This is a genomic window from Bacillus sp. JJ722 (assembly GCF_036963345.1).
Lineage (GTDB): Bacteria > Bacillota > Bacilli > Bacillales > DSM-1321 > Bacillus_AD.
This window is the reverse complement of sequence record NZ_JBALMO010000071.1, coordinates 3202-27347: the sequence shown is the minus strand read 5'-3', so window position 1 is coordinate 27347 and position 24146 is coordinate 3202. Positions and strand designations below refer to the sequence as shown.

The 24146-nt window shown below is 34.4% G+C and carries 24 protein-coding genes and 2 riboswitches; of the genes, 2 read left to right on the top strand and 22 right to left on the bottom strand.

Annotation, left to right across the window (positions count from 1 at the left end; all coding sequences use genetic code 11):
• Nucleotides 1-201: 201 nt before the first annotated feature.
• Genes V7014_RS10600 through V7014_RS10580 form a run of 5 tightly spaced genes read right to left on the bottom strand, consistent with a single transcriptional unit; the run spans nucleotide 202 to nucleotide 4617 of the window.
• The gene (locus V7014_RS10600; RefSeq protein WP_335506882.1) at nucleotides 202-663 is read right to left on the bottom strand and encodes a YpbF family protein; all 462 of its coding nucleotides are present in this window, start codon (nucleotides 661-663) and stop codon (nucleotides 202-204) included.
• 60 nt (nucleotides 664-723) lie between these two features.
• Nucleotides 724-1455 (bottom strand): LysM peptidoglycan-binding domain-containing protein, encoded by a 732-nt coding sequence (locus tag V7014_RS10595; RefSeq protein ID WP_335506880.1) that lies wholly within the window; start codon nucleotides 1453-1455, stop codon nucleotides 724-726.
• A gap of 15 nt (nucleotides 1456-1470) precedes the next feature.
• Nucleotides 1471-2064: a CPBP family intramembrane glutamic endopeptidase gene (locus V7014_RS10590; protein WP_335506878.1), complete on the bottom strand. Its 594-nt coding sequence runs from the start codon at nucleotides 2062-2064 to the stop codon at nucleotides 1471-1473.
• The gene (locus V7014_RS10585) at nucleotides 2057-3559 is read right to left on the bottom strand and encodes a RecQ family ATP-dependent DNA helicase (protein ID WP_335506876.1); all 1503 of its coding nucleotides are present in this window, start codon (nucleotides 3557-3559) and stop codon (nucleotides 2057-2059) included. Before V7014_RS10585 ends, V7014_RS10590 begins: the two co-directional genes overlap by 8 nt.
• Nucleotides 3556-4617 (bottom strand): helix-turn-helix domain-containing protein, encoded by a 1062-nt coding sequence (locus tag V7014_RS10580; protein WP_335506890.1) that lies wholly within the window; start codon nucleotides 4615-4617, stop codon nucleotides 3556-3558. Before V7014_RS10580 ends, V7014_RS10585 begins: the two co-directional genes overlap by 4 nt.
• Nucleotides 4618-4860: 243 nt before the next feature.
• On the opposite strand from V7014_RS10580, the gene V7014_RS10575 reads away from it, so the two are divergent.
• Nucleotides 4861-5109, top strand: a complete 249-nt coding sequence (locus V7014_RS10575; RefSeq protein WP_335506874.1) for a ferredoxin — start codon at nucleotides 4861-4863, stop codon at nucleotides 5107-5109.
• A gap of 164 nt (nucleotides 5110-5273) precedes the next feature.
• On the opposite strand, the gene V7014_RS10570 is transcribed toward V7014_RS10575, so the two are convergent.
• Both V7014_RS10570 and V7014_RS10565 read right to left on the bottom strand, forming a co-directional pair.
• Nucleotides 5274-5843: an ECF transporter S component gene (locus V7014_RS10570; RefSeq protein ID WP_335506872.1), complete on the bottom strand. Its 570-nt coding sequence runs from the start codon at nucleotides 5841-5843 to the stop codon at nucleotides 5274-5276.
• A 162-nt stretch (nucleotides 5844-6005) separates the two neighbouring features.
• Nucleotides 6006-6156: riboswitch (FMN riboswitch) on the bottom strand.
• Between the two features lie 284 nt (nucleotides 6157-6440).
• Nucleotides 6441-7340, bottom strand: coding sequence for a LysR family transcriptional regulator (locus V7014_RS10565; protein WP_335506870.1), 900 nt, complete (start codon nucleotides 7338-7340; stop codon nucleotides 6441-6443).
• Between the two features lie 76 nt (nucleotides 7341-7416).
• Nucleotides 7417-7523: riboswitch (SAM riboswitch) on the bottom strand.
• Nucleotides 7524-7785: 262 nt separating this feature from the next.
• On the opposite strand from V7014_RS10565, the gene serA reads away from it, so the two are divergent.
• Nucleotides 7786-9360: a phosphoglycerate dehydrogenase gene (gene serA, locus V7014_RS10560; RefSeq protein ID WP_335506868.1), complete on the top strand. Its 1575-nt coding sequence runs from the start codon at nucleotides 7786-7788 to the stop codon at nucleotides 9358-9360.
• A 132-nt stretch (nucleotides 9361-9492) separates the two neighbouring features.
• On the opposite strand, the gene V7014_RS10555 is transcribed toward serA, so the two are convergent.
• The 15 genes from V7014_RS10555 to V7014_RS10485 all read right to left on the bottom strand — a co-directional run bounded on the left by V7014_RS10555 (nucleotide 9493) and on the right by V7014_RS10485 (nucleotide 24034).
• Nucleotides 9493-10188, bottom strand: coding sequence for a peptidoglycan DD-metalloendopeptidase family protein (locus V7014_RS10555; RefSeq protein WP_335506867.1), 696 nt, complete (start codon nucleotides 10186-10188; stop codon nucleotides 9493-9495).
• 308 nt (nucleotides 10189-10496) lie between these two features.
• The gene (locus tag V7014_RS10550) at nucleotides 10497-11741 is read right to left on the bottom strand and encodes a GerMN domain-containing protein (protein ID WP_335506865.1); all 1245 of its coding nucleotides are present in this window, start codon (nucleotides 11739-11741) and stop codon (nucleotides 10497-10499) included.
• On the bottom strand, nucleotides 11719-12264 hold the full coding sequence (gene sigX / locus V7014_RS10545) for an RNA polymerase sigma factor SigX (RefSeq protein WP_335506887.1): 546 nt from the start codon (nucleotides 12262-12264) through the stop codon (nucleotides 11719-11721). The genes V7014_RS10550 and sigX overlap by 23 nt, the downstream gene beginning before the upstream one ends.
• Before the next feature lie 177 nt (nucleotides 12265-12441).
• Nucleotides 12442-14241, bottom strand: a complete 1800-nt coding sequence (locus V7014_RS10540; protein WP_335506863.1) for an ATP-binding protein — start codon at nucleotides 14239-14241, stop codon at nucleotides 12442-12444.
• On the bottom strand, nucleotides 14241-14957 hold the full coding sequence (locus V7014_RS10535; RefSeq protein ID WP_335506861.1) for a response regulator transcription factor: 717 nt from the start codon (nucleotides 14955-14957) through the stop codon (nucleotides 14241-14243). The genes V7014_RS10540 and V7014_RS10535 overlap by 1 nt, the downstream gene beginning before the upstream one ends.
• Before the next feature lie 352 nt (nucleotides 14958-15309).
• Nucleotides 15310-16488 (bottom strand): c-type cytochrome biogenesis protein CcsB, encoded by a 1179-nt coding sequence (ccsB, locus tag V7014_RS10530; RefSeq protein WP_335506859.1) that lies wholly within the window; start codon nucleotides 16486-16488, stop codon nucleotides 15310-15312.
• Nucleotides 16489-16501: 13 nt separating this feature from the next.
• Entirely contained in the window at nucleotides 16502-18130 is a 1629-nt protein-coding gene (resB, locus tag V7014_RS10525; RefSeq protein ID WP_335506857.1) for a cytochrome c biogenesis protein ResB, read from the bottom strand.
• A 19-nt stretch (nucleotides 18131-18149) separates the two neighbouring features.
• Entirely contained in the window at nucleotides 18150-18680 is a 531-nt protein-coding gene (gene resA / locus V7014_RS10520) for a thiol-disulfide oxidoreductase ResA (RefSeq protein ID WP_335506856.1), read from the bottom strand.
• 90 nt (nucleotides 18681-18770) lie between these two features.
• Nucleotides 18771-19502, bottom strand: a complete 732-nt coding sequence (locus V7014_RS10515) for a pseudouridine synthase (protein WP_335506854.1) — start codon at nucleotides 19500-19502, stop codon at nucleotides 18771-18773.
• A 220-nt stretch (nucleotides 19503-19722) separates the two neighbouring features.
• Nucleotides 19723-20256, bottom strand: coding sequence for a spore maturation protein (locus V7014_RS10510; protein ID WP_335506853.1), 534 nt, complete (start codon nucleotides 20254-20256; stop codon nucleotides 19723-19725).
• A 2-nt stretch (nucleotides 20257-20258) separates the two neighbouring features.
• A complete protein-coding gene (locus V7014_RS10505) occupies nucleotides 20259-20852 on the bottom strand; it encodes a nucleoside recognition domain-containing protein (RefSeq protein WP_335506851.1) in 594 nt (197 codons plus the stop codon).
• Nucleotides 20845-21987, bottom strand: a complete 1143-nt coding sequence (locus V7014_RS10500; RefSeq protein WP_335506849.1) for a D-alanyl-D-alanine carboxypeptidase family protein — start codon at nucleotides 21985-21987, stop codon at nucleotides 20845-20847. Before V7014_RS10500 ends, V7014_RS10505 begins: the two co-directional genes overlap by 8 nt.
• Nucleotides 21988-22096: 109 nt before the next feature.
• Nucleotides 22097-22975, bottom strand: a complete 879-nt coding sequence (locus V7014_RS10495) for a superoxide dismutase (RefSeq protein ID WP_335506847.1) — start codon at nucleotides 22973-22975, stop codon at nucleotides 22097-22099.
• 142 nt (nucleotides 22976-23117) lie between these two features.
• A complete protein-coding gene (locus tag V7014_RS10490; protein WP_335506845.1) occupies nucleotides 23118-23606 on the bottom strand; it encodes a YpuI family protein in 489 nt (162 codons plus the stop codon).
• 47 nt (nucleotides 23607-23653) lie between these two features.
• The gene (locus V7014_RS10485; protein WP_335506843.1) at nucleotides 23654-24034 is read right to left on the bottom strand and encodes a hypothetical protein; all 381 of its coding nucleotides are present in this window, start codon (nucleotides 24032-24034) and stop codon (nucleotides 23654-23656) included.
• Between the last annotated feature and the right edge of the window lie 112 nt (nucleotides 24035-24146).

Here is a 24146-nt window from a genome sequence, read left to right as displayed (position 1 = left end):
AATACTAAAAAAAATATAAAGCATGCTAACTCCTTGTCATATAATGAAATTTACAAAAAAACATAATGAAATCATACCACAATTACAATTAATTGTATGCGACATGACATATAACTACTCATTGTTATTCGTTATATTTAATATCAAACAGTAAGAAAGAGGCTACTAGTTATGTAGCCTCTTTCTTCATTATATTCTATTTTACTTATTCTCTTGAAAAAGATTAATATCATACTTTTCTTTCATTACTTTAAATACGGTATGTCTTTCTTTCCAGGCATTTTCTTGTTTCCATAAATCTTTGCTCTTATCAACAATTTCGCATCTTAAGGCATGATATTCCTTTTCGGCTTTATCTGCTTGTTTCTTAAGTACAAGCATATATCCGTAGGTCCCAAACACTGTAGCAAAGTACAAGAAAGAAGTAGGCTTACTTATAAAATAAGAAAACATATCAAAGAAGGAATAAGAAAAAGGCTGTACAACAAAATAATACATATATATCACAAGAAAAAATCCAAGAATAAGCGCAACAATAGTTGTCCAAAAATGTTTCTTCTTTAAATCATCAAACTTTCTCTTTCGTTTAATTACATTTTGAAGCATTTTCTTGGTCGCTTGATCTGTTATTTTATCATCTAACATCGAGATAGAATAATCCATATACTCAACTCCCTATATCCTTCAATAAAGAGTATATGAAAAAACACTCCATGATAGAACTTAATCCATTGGGATTTTCAATACTTGTCCAACGCGAATATCATTGCTAGATAAGCCATTTGCTTGCTTAATCTTTTCAATACCCGATTGAGAAGAATAATAATTCATAGCAATTCGGAAGATTGTTTCCTGTGGTTTAACAACATGCTCAATTACTTTAGATGTATTTTCGTTCTTGTCAGGTACCTCTGGTTTCACAACAGGTTTCTTTTCAGGCTCTTTTGGTTCATTCTTCACAGGTACCTTTTGATTTGGATGATTCGAATCACCTTTTGTTTCTTCTTTAGACTTTACATTAAGCTCTGAACTTGGTTTATCAACTTTAGATTTTCCTTCTTTTTCATCATTATTTGCTAATTTTTTTTCTTTTTGATCTTCATTTTTATCCTTATCTTTAGGAGAATCCTCTTTCTTCACCACTTCATCTTCATACTTCCCATCAACATTAACTTCTGATGAGAAACTTGATTCCTCTTCTTTCGTAAATGCGGGCTTATCATCTTTTGTAAAATATGTATAGAATGCAAAAATAGTTATAGGTAATAAAACAAAAAATAAAGCTAATAGTTTTACTAATGGAAACTTTATTTTCCAAACCATTTTTTGTTTCTTTTTACCGTGTACTTCTTTACGAGAAGGTAATGAAGCTACGCTGAATTCATCTTCATTTTGCTTAGCATCAACTTTTTTCCTCAAATGCTCCGCTTGATCATTGCGTTCTTGATTCGTCATGAGCAGTCCCCACTTTCACAGTCCGTCTTTTTTTTCTCTTATATATTTAATTTTAATTATAATTCCTAATAAGAAATCTATAATAAAATGGGCAATGATCGTTACCATTAAGTTATTAGTCAACTCAAACAACAGCCCAATAAACAAACTAAGTAAAGTTATATTCACCAATAAAAATGGCTTGAATAAATAACGATAATGAACAAGTGCAAAAATAGCACTCGCAATCCAAATATTTGTATTATACTGAATCACACCACGAAATAAGATTTCCTCACAGAGAGCAATTACTAATGTTAGGAAGAAGATATTAGGATAGGATAAATTACGAAATATCCTTTCATTAATACCTCCATCATCATATAGAGAAGGCGGCAATATTTTCATTAAAATGACATCATTCAATACAACAAGTAACCCTACAACGACTCCCCATATCAGCATAACATCTATAAATCGAAATAAAGAAAGAAACTCAGATAAAGAATCAAATAAGAAAAAAGCCAAAATAGCTGAAACAATGAGTACAATCCCTTGTGTTATCCACACATTTAGCACAAGTACTTCATCCGAAATATTCTTTATTAACTCAGCTTGTTTATTATTCATCTTTCATAGCTCTTTTCGGTAGTAAAAATGCTGATAATTCTTCTTTCCAATTCATATACTCCAAAGTTAGAGACATTTCCTCACTATCATTACTATAGTAGCTTTCAATTTGATCTCCGCAATTACTACAGCATGGGGATTGTTCAACGTCATCGACCTCTTCAAAATACTTTAGGATGCCTTTTCGATAACAGTTCTTTTGTAACATCCATTTAAAGAAAATTTGCCATTTCATTAATTTTCTTTCCGTCGTATTACGAATATGCTCTTTGAGTCCAGCTTGTATGTCGGTAAGAGAACCTGCTTGTTGCATATAATGCCAAATGAGACGCTCTTGCGTTTCAGTAAATCCTATATTCGCCATAACTTGAGAGATTGGTACCGATGTATTATTTAAGTCCTTGTGGGGTGCTAATGTATGAAACAATTCATCGATTTGAATTTCATTAGGAAGTTCATTTTCCAGCAAAAATAACGGTAGACTTTCATCTCCATCACAATATAATAAGATTGCTGCACTCGATAGCCCATCACGACCCGCTCTACCAATTTCTTGTAAGTACGCTTCCATATTAGGAGGTAGATGAAAATGAATAATAAATCTAACATTCTCTTTATTAATACCCATTCCAAAGGCACTTGTCGCACATATAACTTGCAATTGATTTTGTAAAAATTGTTGCTGAATCAGTACTCTCTGTTCTTGATCCATACCAGCATGGTACACACCAACTCTCTCAACACCGCTATTTCTTAACAAATCACTAGCTGCTTCAGCCGCTTTTTTACTTAAGAAATATATGATCCCAGGCTTCTTTAAGCTTTTTACTAGCTCTACCAATCTTTTTTCTTTCTCATCATAGGAATTCAATCTTTCAACAAACAAGCCAATATTATCTCTATTTACCGATGTAACGATTTCAGTGCAATTCTCAATCTCTAAAAAATATTTGATGTCTTGTCGTACTTGTTCAGTAGCAGTAGCCGTTAACGCCAAGGTAAGTGGGTTGTGCAACTTTCTTCTAATACTTCCAAGGTTTAAATAATCAGGTCTAAAGTCAAAGCCCCATTGTGATATGCAATGGGCTTCATCAATAACAAATAATCCAATTTGAAGATTGCTTAAAGCCGATAAAACATTAGGCATCATTAACATCTCTGGAGATAAAAATATAAATTGATACCTATTAATATTTCGTAGTGCCTCGTACTTCTCATCTTGTGTTAAAAATGAATTTAACGCGACAACTCTCTTTTCTCCATTTAACTTTAATTGTTCTACTTGATCTTGCATAAGAGATATTAAAGGTGAAACAATTACAGCAGGTTTTCCAATTATCTTGCTTGCTAGTTGATAACATATGGATTTACCTGTTCCAGTTGCCAACATTGCCAATGTATCGTTTCCTTCTAATAAGGATTGTATAACTTCTTTTTGACCATCACGAAACGAATGATAGCCAAAATGTTGATACAATTCTTGTTCCAGATTCAAAACAATGCCCCTCCTTTTGCAAGAGCTAGACGTATTTGAAAATAACTAACCTGATCCGATAAAGCTTGCTTGATTTGCTTTAATTGCCGTGTCTTATTTTCATTTGCAGTATTGATAATTTGCTCAACCCATTCGTCACTTACATAATTTGAGATATTTGTAACTGTACGATTAATAACCAATTCAACGATGTGATCTTCAATTGTATTTCGTTTTAATCGCCTTTTATTAGCTATTACATCAATCGAAAAACCATTTTTAACATATTTAAATGTAATCATGGAACTATTCGTAATCATACTTGCTCCATCTACCAATAAACCCGCACCTATTGAAGCTAACACTCCATTAGGATTTTCCTCCACAATTGATAAAAAACAATGAAGTGTATCCACAAACAGATAGTAAACATCAATTTCATTTAACGTTAGTAAATCCGCTATTTGCTTGTTACTATACCCAATCCGTTTACTTCCTGATAGCTTTAATAGAAAAACATTAGCTTGGAAATCAGGGACTTTTATTAATATTTCATACATTTCATCATGAAGTTGTTTTATTAGCTGTTCCCGATTTTTGTGCTGTATTAAAAATCGTTTTACCCAGCTTTGTATTGCTAAATCACGTTGCACACAATAATATTTAGAATTTTTATGCGCACTATTTGATAACACTTGAAACAATAGTGAAAACCGCTTCCAGAATAATGCTACCTGATTATGATATTTAAAGCCATTTATATGAGATAGCATTGGCTTCTTCAGATAAAATTCATCCAATGCCATTTTGCTTCTAGAGGTTACAGCATATTCACCTTTTTCATCTTTAAGTTGAATCCAATCCATTTCATTGAAATATTGGATCATTGATTGAAATTCCTCTCGACTAATTGTTGGATAAGTCCTAAAGTATTCAGGTATGTTATATAAATGTATATCTTGAATAGTTTGAGAGGATTTCTTGCCATATAGCACATGAAATACAGAATATACGGTTCTTTCGCCATTAATTTGTACAAGGCTTTGTAAAATAATTGCTTCTAAATACGAGTGCAACATAGTAATCACATTCCTAGTTTATATCGTCATCATTCTTACATAATTTTATCAGAATTTAGCGCAATTTGGTGAAAAACATTTTGAATGTACATTGACATTAAACTTCAATATCAACTATACTGTTTTTTCATGATTTTTGAAGTAATAGTAAATACTATTGAAAAGTTACCGTATGACAAATACAATAGATTGTAGTAGAATATATTTTCGTACAAGTATTGTACATAAGTAAGGAGGTTTATCATGGCTAAATATACGATTGTTGACAAAGACACTTGCATTGCATGTGGAGCATGTGGAGCAGCAGCGCCTGATATATATGATTATGATGATGAAGGTATCGCGTTTGTTATTCTAGACGAAAACCAAGGTACTGCAGAAGTGCCTGAAGTTCTTTTAGAAGATATGATGGATGCTTTAGAAGGCTGTCCAACTGAATCCATTAAAGTTTCAGACGAATCATTTGATGGTGACGCTCTAAAATATGAATAATCCATAATATATGAACAAAGAAGTTGTCCGGCTAATCGTATTAGATCGTTTTAGCCTAGATAGCTTCTTTTTTGATTTTTTCAAAGAAAATTTAAAAAAGCCAGTAATTGTTGTTCCCAACAATTACTGGCTTTAACTTTAAAGTTCATATATATTAAATGTATTTAAACTTTAGCAGGTACTAACTTTGCAAGCCATCCTTGTAAACGGCTAAATAACAATAAGAAGACCGCTGTCATCAATACACCTTTAATTAAATTAAATGGTAAGATTGCAGTTGTTACAAGTGTTTTTGCGTCTCCCATATCCCAGTTCATAAAGAAAGTATATGCTGGAAGGATAATTAAGTAATTCATGATTGCCATAAATACAGCCATTACAACGGTTCCAGTCACAAGACCAACAACTAAACCTTTCTTAGAACTCGCTTTCTTATAAATATAATAGACAGGTAAAATGTATGCTACTCCAGCAATAAAGTTTGCAAAATGCCCAATCGGTACCCCTACTTCACTACCTGTCATCGCGTAGTCTAGAATATTCTTCATTAACTCAACTACAATACCAGCTACTGGCCCAAAGATAATCGCGGCAATTAACGCTGGAATGTCGCTAAAGTCGATATTGAGAAATGCTGGAAACCCTGGAAAAGGAAAATTCAACAACATCAATACATAAGCAATACTACTGAACATCCCAATTACAACAAATTTTCTAACCTTTTGACTCTTCATAGTACTCTCTCCTTCTTTTGTGATCTCCTTCACGAAAAGAGGATAGGCCCTAACCGTGGCATAAAAAAACCCTTTAGTTTAGTACACTAAAGGGAGAAAATTACCAAGGTTAAATAAACGTATTACTATATTATTTTTAAAAATAGAGTAAAACGCTCGAACCTCCACCTTCTCCCATCCAGACTATACTGTCGGCTTTGGATTCTCACCAAATCAGCTGTGTAACAACAAAGTTATTGCACAGGTCACGGGCTTAGAAGATAAAATCTTCAACACCGCCGGTCGGGAATTTCACCCTGCCCCGAAAGTAGATCTAATATTTTATTAGTGACCTCTTGTATGGTAAGTAGTACTATTTTGATAGTTTAATCACTAGTTGACTGTCTGATGCTTACTCAAATCCCTTCGAGAAAGCATAAAATCTAATGTTATTCTACTAAAAAACTACCACTAACTATACAATTAGTCCGTTTGATTTTATCATGTTACAAAAATGAAGGCAAGAGAATTGTCTCCATGATTGTACNNGTACTTATATATCTAAAAACCATTATTTACAAATAAAATTTGACTTATCTTAAAATTAATCATTATTAATTATAATTGCGCATACCCATGTAACTTTAATCCATCATTTATGACATCAATTAAATGATCCATCGCTCTCCTACAATGTGATTGTCCTGTATTTCTTATAAATCCAATCTTTAATTCACTACGAAAATCTTCTATCGTTCTAATCACTGTACCTGCAGGAGGTGGTGTAACAGCTATTAACGGGACAATAGCAATTCCAAAATCAAATTGAACATAATGTTTGATTGCGAGCATATCGCTAACTTCTAATTTATAATCAGGATTAATTCCTACTTCAATCATCTGTTTCTCAAGATTTCGTCGAAATGGACAATGAGTATTTGTAGTAATCAATTTTTCACCTTCAAGATTTCGCAATAGAATACGATCAAATTTAGTAAGGCGATGGAAGGCAGGCACTAATAAAACTACTTCCTCTGAGAAAAGCGGTTCAAAATTGAAATCCTGATCCATTTCAGGTGCGGTACACAACGCAATATCCACCTCATCATTTTTTACCATTTCACTTAATACTTTACAGCATTGCACTTGTACCCTTAACTGAACTTTCGGAAATTTTTCAATAAATGAAGCCAATACTAATGGAACACGATAGCTCGCAGCTGGCTCCATAACTCCAAGTCTAATTTGACCAGATTCACCATGAACTAAGTCCTCCATAGAGTGTTGTAAATTTTCAAAATCTTTTAATAATAAATCCCCTTTTTCATTCAGCAACCTACCCGCTTCAGTCATTTGTAGTTTCTTTCCTCGTTCAAGCAAAAGGACACCTAATTCCGATTCAAGACTTTTTATATGCATCGTTACTGTCGATTGAGCATAATTAAGCTCTTCAGCCGCACGTTGAAAACTACCTAACCGAACAATTGTTTTAAATGTTTTAATTGTTTTTAAATCCATCAACAGACCTCCTACCTAAATAGCACAAAACTCTTCTTATTAATGAATAAGAAGAGTTTAACTAATTGATTACATCCTCTTATCTTTCAATCATTTGATTGCTGGAATTGGCACAGTACTCTTTATTTTGAGCCTTTTGCCGAGACTTCGTAGGACCAGTTCCTCCATCTCTCTTGATAAGAATTTTTAAATTTTTATTATTCACATCATATTACTTGGTATAAATATACTAATAATTCAAATAAATGTCTAGGGGATTTTATAACAAAAATGAAATTTTAATTTATATAATTTTTTGAAAATTTAATAATATTTTCACACTTTAAAGCGCTTTCAGGACCCTGTATTAAATTGACACACTTTTTTTTGTTCTGTAGAATGAGTTTAATAGTTTATAGTTTTATAAATTTTAAAAATTTCATACATTAATAGGATGGTGTTCTTGGTGTACAAAATATTAGTCGCTGATGCTATTAAGCCTGAGGGATTAACTCCTCTTCTTCAAGCTGATGGAGTTGAATTAATTCAACAAACAGTTGAAGAAGCAGCTGACAAGCTAAACGATATCGATGCTATTTTAGTTAGAAGTGCTACAAAAGTAACAGAAGAATTAATGAATAAAATGCCAAACTTAAAAATTATTGCACGCGCTGGTGTAGGTGTAGACAATGTGGAAATCCCAGCTGCAACAAAGCGCGGTATTGTTGTTGTTAATGCTCCAGATGGTAATACAATCTCAACCGCTGAACATACGTTCGCTATGATGTCTTCCTTAATGAGACATATTCCTCAAGCTTATGCTTCTATTAAGAAAGGTGAATGGAAACGTTCAGCTTTCGTAGGAACTGAATTAAACGGAAAAAATCTAGGTATTGTAGGAATGGGTAGAATTGGGGCAGAGATTACGAAACGAGCTAAAGCGTTTGGTATGAACGTATTCGCATTCGATCCTTTCTTAACAGATGAAAGAGCAAAACAATTAAACATTGTTTCTTTAACAATCGACGAACTTGTTGAGCGAGTGGACATCATCACTGTACACACTCCACTAACTAAAGAAACTAGAGGATTAATCAACAAAGAACGTTTATTAAAAGCGAAAAAAGGTATTTATGTACTAAACTGTGCACGTGGTGGAATCATTAACGAAGATGATTTATACGAGTGCCTTGTTCAAGGTCACGTGGCCGGAGCAGCTCTAGACGTATTCGTTGAAGAACCAGCAACAAACAATAAATTACTTGAATTAGATTCAGTTATTGCAACACCTCACCTAGGAGCATCTACTAAAGAAGCTCAACTAAATGTTGCTACTCAAGTAGCTCAAGAAGTGTTAACATTCTTAAATGGAAATCCTGTATCAAATTCTATTAATTTACCGGCTATCTCTAAAGCAGTTTTTGAAAAAATCCAACCATTCTACAGTTTAGCTAAACAGTTAGGAAGTTTCGCTTCTCAATGTATGAAAGAGGGAGTTAAAGAAATCTCTGTAACATACGCTGGTACAGTACTTGACTTTGAAAGTAGTTTATTAACAAAAAGCATCATTTCAGGTTTCTTAGGAGCTAGAATTGACCATCCAGTTAATGAAGTAAACGCAATGCTTGTAGCACAAGAAAGAGGCATTACAATCGGAGAGAAGATTTCTCAAAACACTTCTGGCTATAGCAACTTGATTACTGTAACTGTAAAAGGTGATAAACAACAATTAGACATCAAAGGAACTTATGTTGAAAACTACGGTTCACGCATTGTTAGCTTAAACGGCTTTGCAATTGACTTCATTCCAGAAGGGAACCTTCTTTACATTCAACATACTGACCGTCCAGGTGTAATCGGTCGTGTTGGTAAAGTATTAGGCGATCACTCTGTAAATATCGCAACGATGCAAGTTGGGCGTAAACAACTTGGTGGAGAAGCAGTAATGGTTCTTTCTATCGATAAGGCACTATGTAAAGAAGTTCATGAGAAATTATTAGAACTAGATGATATTACTTTCATGCATAATATCTCCCTATAAGAACAAAAGCTCCGAGCGCCCGTTCACTAGGCGTTGGGTGCTCGGAGCTGGACGTAGATTCACTCTTTTTCAAGGTTTATCAACAAGCTACTATTTTATAAACTCAGAGGCTGTTAGTAACAGCCTCTGAGTTTATTGAACTTGATTTATAATTATTATTTGCTCAACAAAAATGGCGTCTGAAAGCAACTTGTTATTTTCTTTTAACTCCTGAATCGATATACCATACTTCTTACTTATGCTCCACAGTGTTTCTCCTTCTCGTACTACATGTTTATTACTATGTAAAGACATTGCCTCAACTGCTTTTTTGGATGCTAGTTCATGATTTTGTTTATGTAAAACAATCAACGGATTAATTGCATTCTCTTTAGCAATTGACCAATTTCGTTCATGAACTTCAAAGTGCAAGTGTGTTCCACTTGAATTCCCTGTATTACCCATCTTTCCAATAGCTTGGCCTTGCTTTACAAACTCTCCTTCATTTACTAAACGCTTATTTAAATGAGCATATACCGTTTCATATCCTTCATCTTCATGAAGAATAAATACAACATGCCCATAAGAATCCGAGTAATAAGACTTACTAACAACCCCATTACTTACTGCTCGTATATTCGAATTAATTGATCCCGCTATATCAATCCCTTTATGCTCTCCACCTCTAGTGCCGAAAAAGTCGCTAATAGTACCTTCAACAGGCCAAATCCAGTTTTCAGGCATCTCTTTCGTACTTGCAGCTTTCTTTACGGTTCCTCCAACAAACATAAGACCAATACATACAGCTATTATTAATACGACCAGCAACCTTCTACCATAATCAATCATACATTTCCTCCTATAAAATTGAAGACTTGATCAATAGAGATTCAATCATCCCCATTAATTACGAATGGTTCTTCGTATATTATGTGGACTTGTCCACTCATAGAACTCTCAAATGTATATCAGACAATTAATGGTCACAGTTACTAGATTTCACTTAAGTTTGGAGAAATATACTAAAAAAAGCAGAAGAGTCTGTTTTACGGTATACTATAGTCTGATTTTCAAAACAATAAGCTATTATTCAATTATGACGGATGGATATTAAACAAAAAGGGTATTCAAAAGTTTCCTTTCGAATACCCTTTACCTTATGAATTGATTACATTAGGAGCAATCGGTACTTCCATAATTTCATTTAACTTCATTGAACCGATTGTATTTATATTACTATTTTGAAATTGAATCGTTTTATATCCAAACTCTCTGGCCGTTAACAATATCGCTTCTATTGCTTTCACATAAGCTTCGCTATCTTCAAGCTTCGTATCATTTGAGAAATTTACAACTAAATGATCACCTTTATCGACAATTTCATCAAAATGTACAGCAGCAGGAATACTCGCTTTCATACTCTCAGTCTTACCTACTGATTTCATCACTTCAAGAGCTTCTGAGATCTCACTGAATACACTTGTTGAAGGGACAAATAATGGTGTCGTTCCCTCGTTGTTTTCCAGCAGATAGATCGCACGTTGAGGAGTAGAATCAATCTGAGCTTCTTCTACTAATCCTGTATCCGAAAATGCAACCCCCTTCTGTTCATTCGTATAAAAGTAAAGTTTCTTCACATCTCGATATATATACCCTTCCTTCAATGATTCCAAAACCATTTTATCCATTACTTCTTTCGCATTCATTGAGAAAGTAATATTAACAGCCTGTTCTTCGGTTGCATTTGCGGCTTGCCAATCTATCACACCTACTTGTAAATCAAGTATTTCATCATTAATAGCCATTTTAGCTTCTTTAAGCGCTTCTACTGGATTAGTTGTTTGTTTATCTACCATTAGTGTAATTGGAACAATGCTATTATTGGCTGAAGGCACTCCTATAGTCATATAATTCATATTTTTCACTTCATCTTTATATAATAATGCGCTTGATGAAACAGAGGAGAAGCTAGCTTGTTTTCTTAAAGGATCAGAGTTTTGGCTACTATTACTCCGATCATTTGACTGATTGCTCTCATGAGCAGCAGCATTTGTATTCTTTTCACTATCTTCTTTAACCTCTTGTTTATGCTCTTCAACCGAATTATCTTCTAAGGACATTTCTTCAAATTCAGCGTTATCACTATACATCGCTACATTATTTGAGTTATTACCGCTATCTCTTTTCATTTCCTCTTGAAAGAAAATAGTTAAAGTAAAAAAGGCAAAAAGACATATTGCTGCTGCAGATGCAGTCATCGTTAGCCACTTACTAGAATCCTTCATAAGTTTAGGCTCAATTGCTCTTCCATAGATTATTTGGGGATCTCGATTGTCTTTAATACTTGGTAGTTGGGAGAATAATGATATTATTTCATTTTCATTCCATTGTGACTTCTTCATTATAATTCTCCTCCCCTACAGTATCTTCTAAAAGTGTACGAACTGTCTTTAAAGCTCTATGTTGAGTAGTCTTTACTTTACTTACTGTCCATCCAAGAACTTCAGCCGTTTCTACGATCGATAACGACTGAACAAAACGAAGAATTAATACCATTCGTTGATCAACTGTACAACAATCAAGACTAGCATAAATCTTCTGCACGTGGTCGTTTAAGACAGCGATTTCTTCAGGTAACGGCTGACAATCCTGTATCGTGTCTCTACTCCAATCAAAATTATGAAGAATTCTTTGCATCCATGTTTTTTGCTTTCTAAAATGATCAATTGCCGTATTTCGGGCAATTGAAAATAGCCACGTCTTCTCACTGCTCTTACCTTCAAATCGTTCATATGAATGCAGTACTTTTATATAAACCTCTTGCATTAAGTCCTCAGCAGTTTCTCGATTTTTCACCATATAAAATAAAAATTGAAAAACATCTTGATGATACTTTTCATATAGATTTTGAAAAACGGAGTGCATCATAGTCCTCCCCCTCCGTTTAATATTAGTCGAAACAACTAATATTAAAGTTACACATGTTTTAAAAAAGAAATTAATTACACAAAAGGAAGAGTTAAAAAACTCTTCCTGATGTCATTAAAAATTCTTTTTGTGGTATTCCAGTTATTCTACAGCGATAAAGCTACAGCATGACATTTACATTTTATTACTTAATATCACTTTACTTTTCGGTATAATACATGTAAACATTGTTCCTTCATTTATCTCACTGACAACTGAAATTTCACCATTATGCGCTTTCACAATATTATGAGCAATCGCCAATCCAAGACCTGTACCCGAACGACCTCTCGTTCTTGCTTTATCAGCTTTATAGAATCGTTCAAATATAAAAGGCAAATCTTCTGAAGCTATACCTGATCCTGAATCCTGTACTTCGATTACAAGTCTATCTTTTTCATCCACATATTGGTTAATAGAAACTATTCCCCTAGCCGGCGTATGACGAATTGCATTATCAATTAAGTTTATTAACACTTGCTCCATACGGTCAGGATCAATAATCCAATGCCTATTTATATCTTCTATATTCGTATTAATTGTTATTTCGTTATCTTTCGCAAGACCTGAAAACTTCGATGTAATTCGATTCAAATAATAATTTAAATGAACATCCTCAAAGTTTAAACTCATATGCCCTGCTTCCATACGAGCTAAATCCAACAATTCATTTACTAGGCGGCCCATTCGAAGAGACTCATCATAAATGATTTGCGCCATTTCTTTCTTTTCTTCTTCAGTTTGGGCAATATCATCAATGATTGCTTCACTATAACCTTGTAACATACTAATCGGTGTTCGCAGTTCATGGGAAACATTAGCAATAAAATCATTACGCATTTTATCTAACTTGCGCTCTTCAGTCATATTACGTAATACCGCTACAGCACCACGAATATTTTTATTATTATATAAAGGGCTTACAATTATAACCCAGTAATGATCACCAATTTTTATTTCGCCAATTTGTTCTTGCTCAGATTCGACCGATAGTTGAAACAAATTCATTAATTCAAAAGGAGCTTCACGCTGACTAGTTGGCTTGCGTTTCTCATAATACCAATAGTGTAGAAATTGATCAGCAGGTGGATTTGTTTTTAATATCGAACCATCTATATTTATCGTAATAACACCATCGGCCATACTGCTTAAAATACTATCTAAATTTTCTTTTTCTTGACTAAGGGCATCCATATTATTTTTAAGCTGTTTTCCCATCTGATTGAATGCAACTGCAAGTTCGGCAATTTCATCATTCGAAGGCGAAGGCACTTCCGTATCAAATTTCCCTCGAGCCACTTCAAAAGCAGCTTCCCTCATTTTTCTCAAAGGAGCTGTAATACGAGTAGAAAGGAAAAAAGCAAAAATCGTTGTTAGGACAATTGCTACTCCAGCCGCCAAAATAATAAATTTTGTTGTTGATTGAATAGTATCTTGCATTGAATCCAGCGTTTGAAAAACAAAAATTACACCATTTTCATTAGTAACCGTATTTAAAGGAACACCCACGATTATGCCAGGTGTTTCTACTTCTCCATCAGGAGATTGTTTAAGTACAAGCTCTTTAGTTACCGTTTTTCCACTAGAAAACACTCGAGAAAGATCTTTATCTTTTTTTATCATGTCTACAGAAAGCTCTGGTTGTGAATAGCTAGAGTCTGTTGTATAAACTTTATTATCTTCCTGAACAATCATGATTGTCTTAGATTGACCTAATAGTTGGGATGATATTTCTAAGGTATAGTCTGGATCTTCATGATCCTCAAGAATCTGTACAATCCGGTTAGCAGTAGTGAGTAATTCATTCTCTACTTGATGTACATTAAAACTCTCGAAAAACTCAAGAAGGAGCACCGTCAAAATCAGCAACACAAAACATACTAACAGTAAGATGGTAAGCCAAAGCTTACCAACGACGCTCCTTAGAAATATCATTATTCGTTCACAACCTCAAATTTATACCCTACACCCCAAACGGTGACAATCATCTTAGCTGCTTCTTCAGAAACTCGATTAAGCTTTTCTCTTAATCGTTTTACATGTGTATCTACTGTACGTAAATCACCGAAAAACTCATAATGCCACACTTCTTTTAATAGCTGTTCGCGATCAAATACTTTATCTGGGGCTTTCGCCAGAAAATAAAGGAGTTCATATTCTTTCGGAGTAAGCGAAACTTCCTTTCCATCTGCCATAACTCTATGAGCATCATTATCAATTGTAAGATGAGGTAAGACAATTACATCTTTTGTTGTTGTATCTGTTTGAATGTAGCTAGTTTTTGATGAACGTCGTAATAGAGCTTTTACTCGTAAAACAACTTCCCTTGGGCTAAATGGTTTTACAATATAATCATCCGTACCTACTTCGAATCCTTGCACGCGATTAATCTCTTCACCTTTTGCTGTTAACATTATAACAGGAGTTGATTTCTTCTCTCTCAACTCTCGACATACTTCAATTCCATCCTTACCTGGCATCATGATATCTAAGAGAATTAAATCATAATCATTTGTAGTAGCTTTTATTAAAGCTTCATTTCCATCCTCTGCTTCTTCGATTACATAATCTTCTCTTTCAAGATACATTTTCAATAAACGACGAATTCTTTCCTCATCATCGACTACTAAAATTTTGACACTATTATCCATCATACTTCCTCCCCTTTTGTATACAGCACAAAATGATGATTATTAGTTCTATCATTTTTTCTTCACAAAAAGTAGACTGTTTTTCCATCTAAATGTTTGTAACTCTTTCATTATATATAAAAAGCAAGAAAAGAGAAATAAACTTATACATTTCTCAATGTTTACAGCACGAAAACAGTGTTAATACAATCAAAACGATAGATACTCTTTATAAATCAATGCAAATTTTACACTGTTAGAGTGATTTTACTTCATAAAAAACCTCCACCTTTAAACGGTGAAGGCTTTATAAAAACATTCATCTTTCTATATTCTAAACAAAAAAAGTCCATTTTAAAAATCTTTATCTAAATTATGCATAAGAATGAAGTCCAGCAATAACTAAATTAACAAAGATGGCATTAAACATAATGATTCCAAATCCAATTACTGCTAACCAAGCTGACCTCTCACCATGCCAACCTTTGGATAATCGTAAATGAAGAAATGCAGCATAGAATAACCAGGTTATTAATGCCCATACTTCTTTTGGATCCCAACCCCAAAATCTAGTCCATGCGATTTGTGCCCAAATCATGGCAAATATTAGTGCTCCTAACGTAAATACAGGAAAGCCTATTAGTACAGAACGATAACTTACTTCATCCAATAAATCTTTCCCTACTTTACGCGTTAAAGGCTGCAAGGCATGGCTAATACGTTTTCTTAATACGAGGCGTAGCAAAACATATAATACGATTCCTACTAGAAGCGCCCATACAACAGAATTTGTTTTATTAGCATTGATAAATCCAGGTGCTTCAATAAGCGGTTTCATTACATCTTTTGTTTTGCTAATTCCTTCATTTGGTCCAATTAAAGGTGGTAATTCATACACCGTTTCTGATTCAATTTTGTTTTTGTCCACCCAATCAAATTTAGCTTCATATCCTTGAGCAGCGAAAAACGAAGAGGCGAGTACGTAGCCTAAAGTAAGAACAAGAAAAAATACTACCGTTTCTAGCCAAAACGTTTTCTTACTGCGTTTCGATTGATCAACTACTTTAATTAAATAAATTAAACCTGCCGCAAAACTGATAGCTAGTATTCCTTGTCCAGCTGCAGCTGTTGTCACATGTATGTGCAACCAATTACTTTGAAGCGATGGTACAAGCGGTGTAATCTCTCTAGGAAACATCGCTGCATACGCAATAAGTAGCGTTGCGATTGGTAACGTAAAAACACCTAGAACATTTACTCGATAAATGAAGAAAATAATAATAAATGCACCGACAAGCATCATTCCAAAAAATGTAATAAATTCAAATAAATTACTAACTGGAGCGTGTCCAGCAGCTATCCATCTCGTTACAAAATACCCCAACTGGGCTAGGAAGCCAATAATTGTTATTGTGATTCCTATTAGAGACGATTTTCGCAACTTTGGTGTTGCATCTTGATTCTTCCCCTTAATGGCACCACCAAAGAATAGAGTTGCTACTAAGTATAGAATAAATGCTAGAAACAGCAAATTACCGCTAAGTTCAACCATTTCTTATTTCCCCCTATTGAGCTGATTCCTTCTTCTCGACTCGATCTTCTGGTTCATTTAACCCTAAACCTTCAATGGTTTTCTTAATATCTCTTTTTAAACCGTGCCAGTTCTTGTTCGTATGAGCTGCTAGAATGACTTGATTACCTTTTTTCTGAATCCAAATTCGACGATGGTTCCAATAAGCTCCTTGAATAACACCAATCATAAAAATAAGTCCACCAAGCCCTAGTACTGGTAATGTCAAATCTTTCCTAACCGTTAATCCTGTTACATTTTTTGTTTCTACGCCTGCAAATGACATTTTATATGCATTATTCTCAGAAGCTTCTATAGTATTTTGAATGGCTACAAAGCTTACTTCACCTTTAGGTTTTTCAGGTGTAAACATCCTGAACACAAAAGCAGGATTATTCGGAATCCTTGTCTTTGTGACGGGTTCACCTTTATCATCCATTTCCCAGTCTGGTAAATAAGTAACTAGCTCCACTCTGTTGCCATTCCCTAAGTCAAAGAAATTCTCAGGATTATGCAAATCAACTGTAATCATACCTAAGTTTTTTCCAGATTTCTTTTCTGTAAGATAAAATGACATTTTATTGAGTTCATCTAATTTATATGTAACTTGGTAAAGTGCGAAAGTTCTGAATTTTAAAGGTTCATTTACTTTTATAATTTGCTCTTGTTCCTTTTTGAGTTCTGGTTCTTCCCCTGGGAGTGGCTCTCCGTCTGCTTTATATAATACTGCATCCGTCTGATAGTTCTTCGCTACCATAGCGTTCTTTTCAATAGCCTCGGTAAAAACATCTGATTCTTTATCCTTTTCGTATACTTCCATTGTGAATTTCTTGTTTTCTACATAATATTCTCCTTTTGTGCCCGGAATGGGTTCTGTCTCACCTTCACGAACCCAAAGAATTTCATCATAATACATCCCTGGAACGAATCTCAACATTCCACCAATCAATACAATGATTAAACCTATATGATTCACGTATGGACCCCAACGTGAAAATCTACCTTTTTCAGCGAGAATTTTCCCATCCACTTCTTTTACTTTAAACTTGCTATCTTGCAATCTTTTTTTGATTATCGCTAAATCTAAGTTGTCATTTTCCAATTCAGTTACACCGTATACTCTCTGTCTCCGTAGGAAATCCTCATGTCGATCAACTCTTTGCGTTTTTAAAGCTCGATATAAAGGTACAAACCGATCTAAGCTACAGATTACAAGAGAAATCCCGATTGAAGCAATTAAGATTAAATACCACCATGAACTGTATAATTCATGAAATCCAAGGCTATAATATATTGCGCCTAACGCACCATATTCTTCTTGATAGTATTGTTCTGGAGGAAGTGTTGATGGTATAAACATTTCTTGCGGAAAAATCGTACCGATGGCTGAAGCAAGCAATGTAATAATAATCAGTGCAACTCCGACTTTTACAGAAGAGAAAAAATTCCAAATTTTGTCCACAAATGTTTTCTGATATGTTTGAGATCGCCTCGCCGTCCCCTCATAACGCATATCAACGAGCTTCTTATCTTTCTCTCCTTCAGCTAGCACTCTCCCACAAGATTCACAAAGAATGGTTCCATGTGGATTCACATGTCCGCATTCACATTTCACATCTCTCATGTTAAAAACTCCCCAATGTTTATGGTTTAATTCTTTCCATTTGTTGTTGAATTAGTTCTTCCGTCATCCCTGCTTCGATAATATCGATAACAATCCCATTTTTATCGATTAGAAACGTAACAGGTAGATTGAAAACACCATATGCATCATTCACGCGGCCATCACGATCCATTGGCACTGGAAAGGTGAGTCCATGTTTCTTCACGAAACTAGATACTACTACTTCTGATTCTTCGATATTAACCGCTAAAACCTGTACTCCATTGTCTTTATACTTTTGATATTGATTTTCCATATAAGGCATTTCCTCTTTACAAGGAGGACACCAAGTACCCCAAAAATTCAAAAACACACCTTGTCCTCTATAATCAGAAAGTTGATGTTTCTTTCCCTCTAAGTCTGTTAATACAAAATCTGGGGCTTCTTGTCCTTTGGCAACAGCCTTATTATCTTCTTTCGTAAAGTTTGCATAAAGTGTATAAAGAATAGCGATTCCCATTATTACAAGCACTACCGACCTCATGATGAGACGACGCTTCTTATTCCCCATTGTTATCCCCCTATATGTTCTTTACGACATTATAGCATCTAGAATTCCAGCTATATTGATTAGAAAAATGAATGTTATGTGAAAATTTTACTATTTCTTACGAATGCTGGTAGCTAGTACTCTTAGTTGTTTTACTTCATGAGGAGTTAGTTCTCGAGCATCGCCAGTATTCAAACCACGCAATGTCAAAAATCCGTATTGCTCTCGTTTTAATTTCATTACAGGGTGCCCAATAGCATCAAACATTCTTCGTACTTGTCTGTTTCTTCCTTCATGTATACCAATTTGAATAATAGCTGTGTTTTTCTTTTTATCTACTGAAAGAACCTTAACTTGAGCTGGGGCAGTCATACCATCTTCGAGTTTCACACCATATTGAAGTTTTTTCAATTTCTCACGTAACGGGATGCCTTTTACTTTTGCAACATAGATTTTTACCACTTCATTTTTTGGATGCATCAATGCATTAGCAAACTCTCCATCATTTGTCAGCAATAATAAACCTGACGTATCATAGTCAAGTCGACCAATCGGATAAATTCTTTCTTGCACCAATGGGAAGAAATCCGTTACAACTTTACGATTCTTATCGTCTTGAACGGCGGAAATAACACCACGAGGCTTGTTTAACATAAAGTAAACTGGAGCCTCACTCGTTAAAGGTACACCATTTACTTCTACCTTATCATTCGGTCCCACTTTTGTACCTAATGTTCGAACAACATCCCCATTCACTGTTACTCTTCCTTCTAAAATTAACTCTTCCGCTTTCCTTCTTGAAGCCACGCCAGAGTGTGCAATTACTTTTTGTAATCTTTCCATTTTTTATCACCTCTTACATATTACTTCTTGCCTAATTAATTAAACAAGCAATATACAATTATGGCATATTTCATACAAAAAGCAAAAACAAACTTGGTTTATTAAAAGAAAACATAATATTCAAAGTACTTCCTACTTTATACTATTATTCTTAATTTTTCCTTAAATTAAATAAACTGACAATAAAAGATCAACTACAAGATCTCTTATTATCAGTTCATTAATAACCAAATATATAGACAACCACAAGAACCGCGGCAATTAAACCTACTAAATCAGCTAGTAAACCTACTTTCAACGCATCCCCCATTTTCTTAATTCCTACTGCTCCAAAATAAACAGTAAGTACATAGAAGGTTGTATCTGTACTTCCTTGAATCGTTGATGCTAACCGTCCAATGAATGAATCGGCACCATAAGTCGCCATTAAATCACTTGTCATCCCTAATGCGGCGTTTCCAGAAATGGGGCGAATCAGCGCCAGTGGGACTATTTCAGAAGGAACACCTATAAAAGCAAACAAGGGTTTAAGTAAGGAAACGAAAGCTTCCATTGCTCCAGAAGCTCGAAAAACCGCAATTGCTACTAGCATACCTACCAAATATGGAATAATTGAAAATGAAATCGCTATACCTTCTTTACCACCTTCAACAAAGCTTTCATAAGTCGGTACTTTTTTCATCGTACCATATATGAGAATACCTCCGATTAAGATAGGTAATATCCATACGGATAGATTGGTAATCCATTGCAAAACTATCCCCTCCCATTGCGCTTACGTCTCTCATAAAAAAATCGGTCAATTAATATTCCGCCTATCATTGAAATGATTGTTGCTAATATGGTCGGTAAGACAATCTCTGTAGGGTTTGCCGAACCATGAGTAATTCGTATCGCTATAACTGTCGTTGGTATAAGTGTTATACATGATGTATTAATCGCTAGAAAGGTTATCATTGACCGACTTGCTTCATTCTTTCCTTTATTCAATGCCTTTAATTGTTCCATTGCCTTGATTCCAAGTGGAGTTGCAGCATTACCTAATCCAAATACATTAGCCATCATATTGGACAAAATATAGCCAAGTGCAGGATGATCTGGTGGTACTTCTGGAAACAACTTGCGTACGAATGGCTTGAATAATTTTGAAAACTTCACTAACATGCCCGCATCTTCCGCTATCTTCATAAGGCCCAACCAGAAAACTAAAACACTCATCAACCCGAAACATATGGTTACTGCATCTGCAGCCGCTTTAAATAAAGCTTTATTAACTTCATCTATCGTTCCATTAATTGCTGCAAAAACAAAACCTACTATCATCATTCCAACCCAAATGTAATTAACCATGATCTTTCAAACCCAAAATCATTAATAATGTATTCGTCCAACTTTCTAAAAAACTCGTTTGTTTAACTTTGACATGGACACCATAATGAATGTTTCTTGTTCCTATTACTTCATCCTCAAGCATAATGTAAGCCTTACCTACAGTAGTTGGCACATTTTCTTTTCTTGACCAATCTTTCTTTGGTTTAATTAGTTTTATTTCGATATGTAGTTTATCTTTTTCTTCATCAGTCAATGGATATAGAAAAGGTTCCAAAATCACAACTTTATTTTTATAGAAGGAATTTTTTATTTTCTTAACCTTACCTGAATTCATAATCTTTGTTAAATCATAGTCTTTAAATCCACTATCAAATAACGACATATGATCATTCCAATCGTCACCTGCATTTAATGTGACTGTTATTAATGAAAGTTCACCTTTCGTTGCCGTCGATACGAGTGTACGTCTAGCTAACTTCGTAAATCCTGTCTTTCCACCAGTCGAGTATTTATAAAGCTTCAACATTTTATTTTTATTATTCCAAGAATAATCCCATGCTTCATTCGGGTTTGGAGCTTTATGATTTTTGGTACCTGCTATTTCAGCATACGTTTTATTATTCATTGCATAGCGAGTTAGCAAGGCCATGTCAAAGGCAGTAGAATAATGGTTTGGGGTGTTATCTAGTCCATGCGGATTAGTGAATGACGTATTTTCCATTCCTATTTCTTCGGCTTTTTGATTCATCAATAACACAAATCCTTCTAAACTACCCCCAACATGTTCTGCGATTGCAATAGCAGCATCATTTCCAGAGCGAAGCATTAAACCATACACTAAGTCTTTTAACTTCATTTTTTGCCCTTTTTGTAAAAATAATGATGAACCTTCCGTCCCAAATGCCCGATCACTAACCGTGACCATATCATCTAACTTACCTGATTCAACTGCAAGAATAGCTGTCATGATCTTAGTAATACTTGCAATTCTCTTCTTCTCATGAGCATTTTTTTCAAACAGAACTCTCCCACTAACTTGCTCCATTAATACAGCACTTTCAGCACTAACAGACATAGCATTTGAACGGTGCGGAGTAAGCATACAAAAAAGCAAAAAAAACATTATCATGATAGCTATTTTTTTTACACGCATGGAATCCTTCATCCTTTACCTGTTTTGTACAAGTTTATGCAAAAGGACAAGTGTTATGACAAAAAGAAAAAACACTTCATCATTATTGAAGTGTTTTGACAAGCATAGGTTAATAAGGCTTCCATTGTAACTTTTGTGCTTTTTGAAATCGCTCTGCTACAGCTGGCCAATTAACGATATTCCACCACTTATCGACATAGTCTCCCCGATTGTTTTTATATTGTAAATAATACGCATGCTCCCAAACATCAAGTACAAGGAGAGGAATGGTATCCCATTGAGTTAATAATTGATGTCGTTCACTTTGTAAAATTTCAAGCCTTCTTGAGCGTGGTGACCAAACGAGAATAGCCCAACCAACTCCCTCAACTTGCTTCGCAGCTTCTGAAAATTGTTTCTTAAACGCAGCATAACTTCCGAAGTCTTTCGTAATTTGTTGAAGCAATGCCCCTTTTGGCTCACCTCCACCGTTCGGACTCATTACATCCCAAAATATTGTATGTAAATAGTGTCCAGACCCATGAAAAGCTGCTTCACGTTCCCAATGCTTTAATAGAGCAAAATCATTCGTTTCTCTTGCTTTCTTCATCATGTTCTCAGCTTTATTTAATCCATCAACATATGATTGGTGATGTTTATCATGATGTAACTTCATAATTTCAGTTGAGATATAAGGTTCTAAGGCATCGTAATTATAAGGAAGTGGTGGTAATTTATGCTGGCCGATTGGAACATATAATTGACGGTAGTCATCATCGTTGTCATCAACGTATTCATTGAGAAGTATATTCGTGTCGTTCACATATGATTGCAGTGTAATAACATCACTTTCAGTTATTTCTCCTTCCTTAATTGAAGCAATATACGTCTCAATCCCTCCAATGTTCTGCGTTATTTCTTCTGTTTCAATATTTCTATTCAATGTGAAATTCTTTACTTCCACAAGCCAGGTTTTCACCTGTTGAATATAAGTTTTGAAATCACTCATAACATCGACCTCCCTTTTCACTTTTATGTGATAAAAGCTTGTATCATGAGTCATTTATTTATTTTTAAAACATTTAAAAAACGAAAGGAATATACCTGACATTCCCTTCGCTTATTGATTCTATGTGATTTATATATGATGGTTATTTAGATTGAAGCATCTTCGTGCGGTAGTCTGTTTCGTAATACTCTAAGTCTTCCCTTAAACGTTGGAAACCACTTTCAAGCGTTTTTGTTAAGTTTGAAAATGACTCAGGTACTTCTTGATGAAATTTGATGGAATTTTTACCTGTATATGCAGATCGGCTATCTTCATACCAAGCATCATTCTTCGGTGAAAAGAACTCTTCAATACATTGATGATAAATTGTATATAATGTTTTTTCAGCTGCTCCCTTATGGAATACTTCATTCTTCAAAACAATTTTACAAGTATCATGACCTTCATCACAAAAAACTTCTAACCTTCTTAAATTAGAAAGTAAACTTTTGTAGTATTGCTCATCTCCGCTTTTTTCTTCCTGCAGACCGTTATAATTATTTTCGTTAAGATAATCACCTAATATTGTAACTGTTTCACCTAAAAAATTCTTTACTTCTTCCAATTGCGTCTTTAACATGCTATTCCCCAAATCGAACATCCTCCTATTTATTAAAAGATCCTTATTGCCTTTAACATTTAAATCGTACAATCTCGCTGCTCTGCTAATGTTTGAAAAATCAATTTTATTTGATTATAATCTATATTTTCAAAAATTTCCGAAAATAATTCTTGTGAACTTATATAAATTCTTTTACGTTCTTTAGATTCAGCGTTTTTCATTAAATAAATTAAAGCTACAACATCTTTTATGAAAACTTCACGCTCTCTAATAGTAAATAATGGATGAAGACTTTCTTGTTCTGCTAATAACTCTTCAAAGTACTTCACATACAGCACGTAAAGTTTCTTTTCTCTTCCATCTTCAATATACGATACTTCAGAGCGATTGAAATGATCTTGCGGAGAATTTGATTTTTCTTTTACTAATTCGTAACCTACACATTCTTTAATAATCAACATCATCCCTCCAATAAAGTGAAACTTTAAGCGATGGAGGTTTTCTTCCATCCCTCACTGATTATTAGTTGAACCAATCGAGTTCTTACTGGTGCTTAATCTCCCACTTAAA

Excerpts from the sequence above, each read along its gene's own strand:
- V7014_RS10580 (WP_335506890.1), bottom strand. The coding sequence starts at position 4,617 with ATGTTGCACTCGTATTTAGAAGCAATTATTTTACAAAGCCTTGTACAA.
- V7014_RS10515 (WP_335506854.1), bottom strand. The coding sequence starts at position 19,502 with ATGGAAAGATTACAAAAAGTAATTGCACACTCTGGCGTGGCTTCAAGA.
- resB (WP_335506857.1), bottom strand. The coding sequence starts at position 18,130 with ATGAGAGATGTGAAATGTGAATGCGGACATGTGAATCCACATGGAACC.
- V7014_RS10505 (WP_335506851.1), bottom strand. The coding sequence starts at position 20,852 with ATGGTTAATTACATTTGGGTTGGAATGATGATAGTAGGTTTTGTTTTT.
- V7014_RS10600 (WP_335506882.1), bottom strand. The coding sequence starts at position 663 with ATGGATTATTCTATCTCGATGTTAGATGATAAAATAACAGATCAAGCG.
- V7014_RS10540 (WP_335506863.1), bottom strand. The coding sequence starts at position 14,241 with ATGATATTTCTAAGGAGCGTCGTTGGTAAGCTTTGGCTTACCATCTTA.
- ccsB (WP_335506859.1), bottom strand. The coding sequence starts at position 16,488 with ATGGTTGAACTTAGCGGTAATTTGCTGTTTCTAGCATTTATTCTATAC.
- V7014_RS10570 (WP_335506872.1), bottom strand. The coding sequence starts at position 5,843 with ATGAAGAGTCAAAAGGTTAGAAAATTTGTTGTAATTGGGATGTTCAGT.
- V7014_RS10590 (WP_335506878.1), bottom strand. The coding sequence starts at position 2,064 with ATGAATAATAAACAAGCTGAGTTAATAAAGAATATTTCGGATGAAGTA.
- resA (WP_335506856.1), bottom strand. The coding sequence starts at position 18,680 with ATGGGGAATAAGAAGCGTCGTCTCATCATGAGGTCGGTAGTGCTTGTA.
- V7014_RS10535 (WP_335506861.1), bottom strand. The coding sequence starts at position 14,957 with ATGGATAATAGTGTCAAAATTTTAGTAGTCGATGATGAGGAAAGAATT.
- sigX (WP_335506887.1), bottom strand. The coding sequence starts at position 12,264 with ATGCACTCCGTTTTTCAAAATCTATATGAAAAGTATCATCAAGATGTT.
- V7014_RS10495 (WP_335506847.1), bottom strand. The coding sequence starts at position 22,975 with ATGAGTGATTTCAAAACTTATATTCAACAGGTGAAAACCTGGCTTGTG.
- V7014_RS10595 (WP_335506880.1), bottom strand. The coding sequence starts at position 1,455 with ATGACGAATCAAGAACGCAATGATCAAGCGGAGCATTTGAGGAAAAAA.
- V7014_RS10500 (WP_335506849.1), bottom strand. The coding sequence starts at position 21,987 with ATGCGTGTAAAAAAAATAGCTATCATGATAATGTTTTTTTTGCTTTTT.
- V7014_RS10575 (WP_335506874.1), top strand. The coding sequence starts at position 4,861 with ATGGCTAAATATACGATTGTTGACAAAGACACTTGCATTGCATGTGGA.
- V7014_RS10565 (WP_335506870.1), bottom strand. The coding sequence starts at position 7,340 with ATGGATTTAAAAACAATTAAAACATTTAAAACAATTGTTCGGTTAGGT.
- V7014_RS10550 (WP_335506865.1), bottom strand. The coding sequence starts at position 11,741 with ATGAAGAAGTCACAATGGAATGAAAATGAAATAATATCATTATTCTCC.
- V7014_RS10555 (WP_335506867.1), bottom strand. The coding sequence starts at position 10,188 with ATGATTGATTATGGTAGAAGGTTGCTGGTCGTATTAATAATAGCTGTA.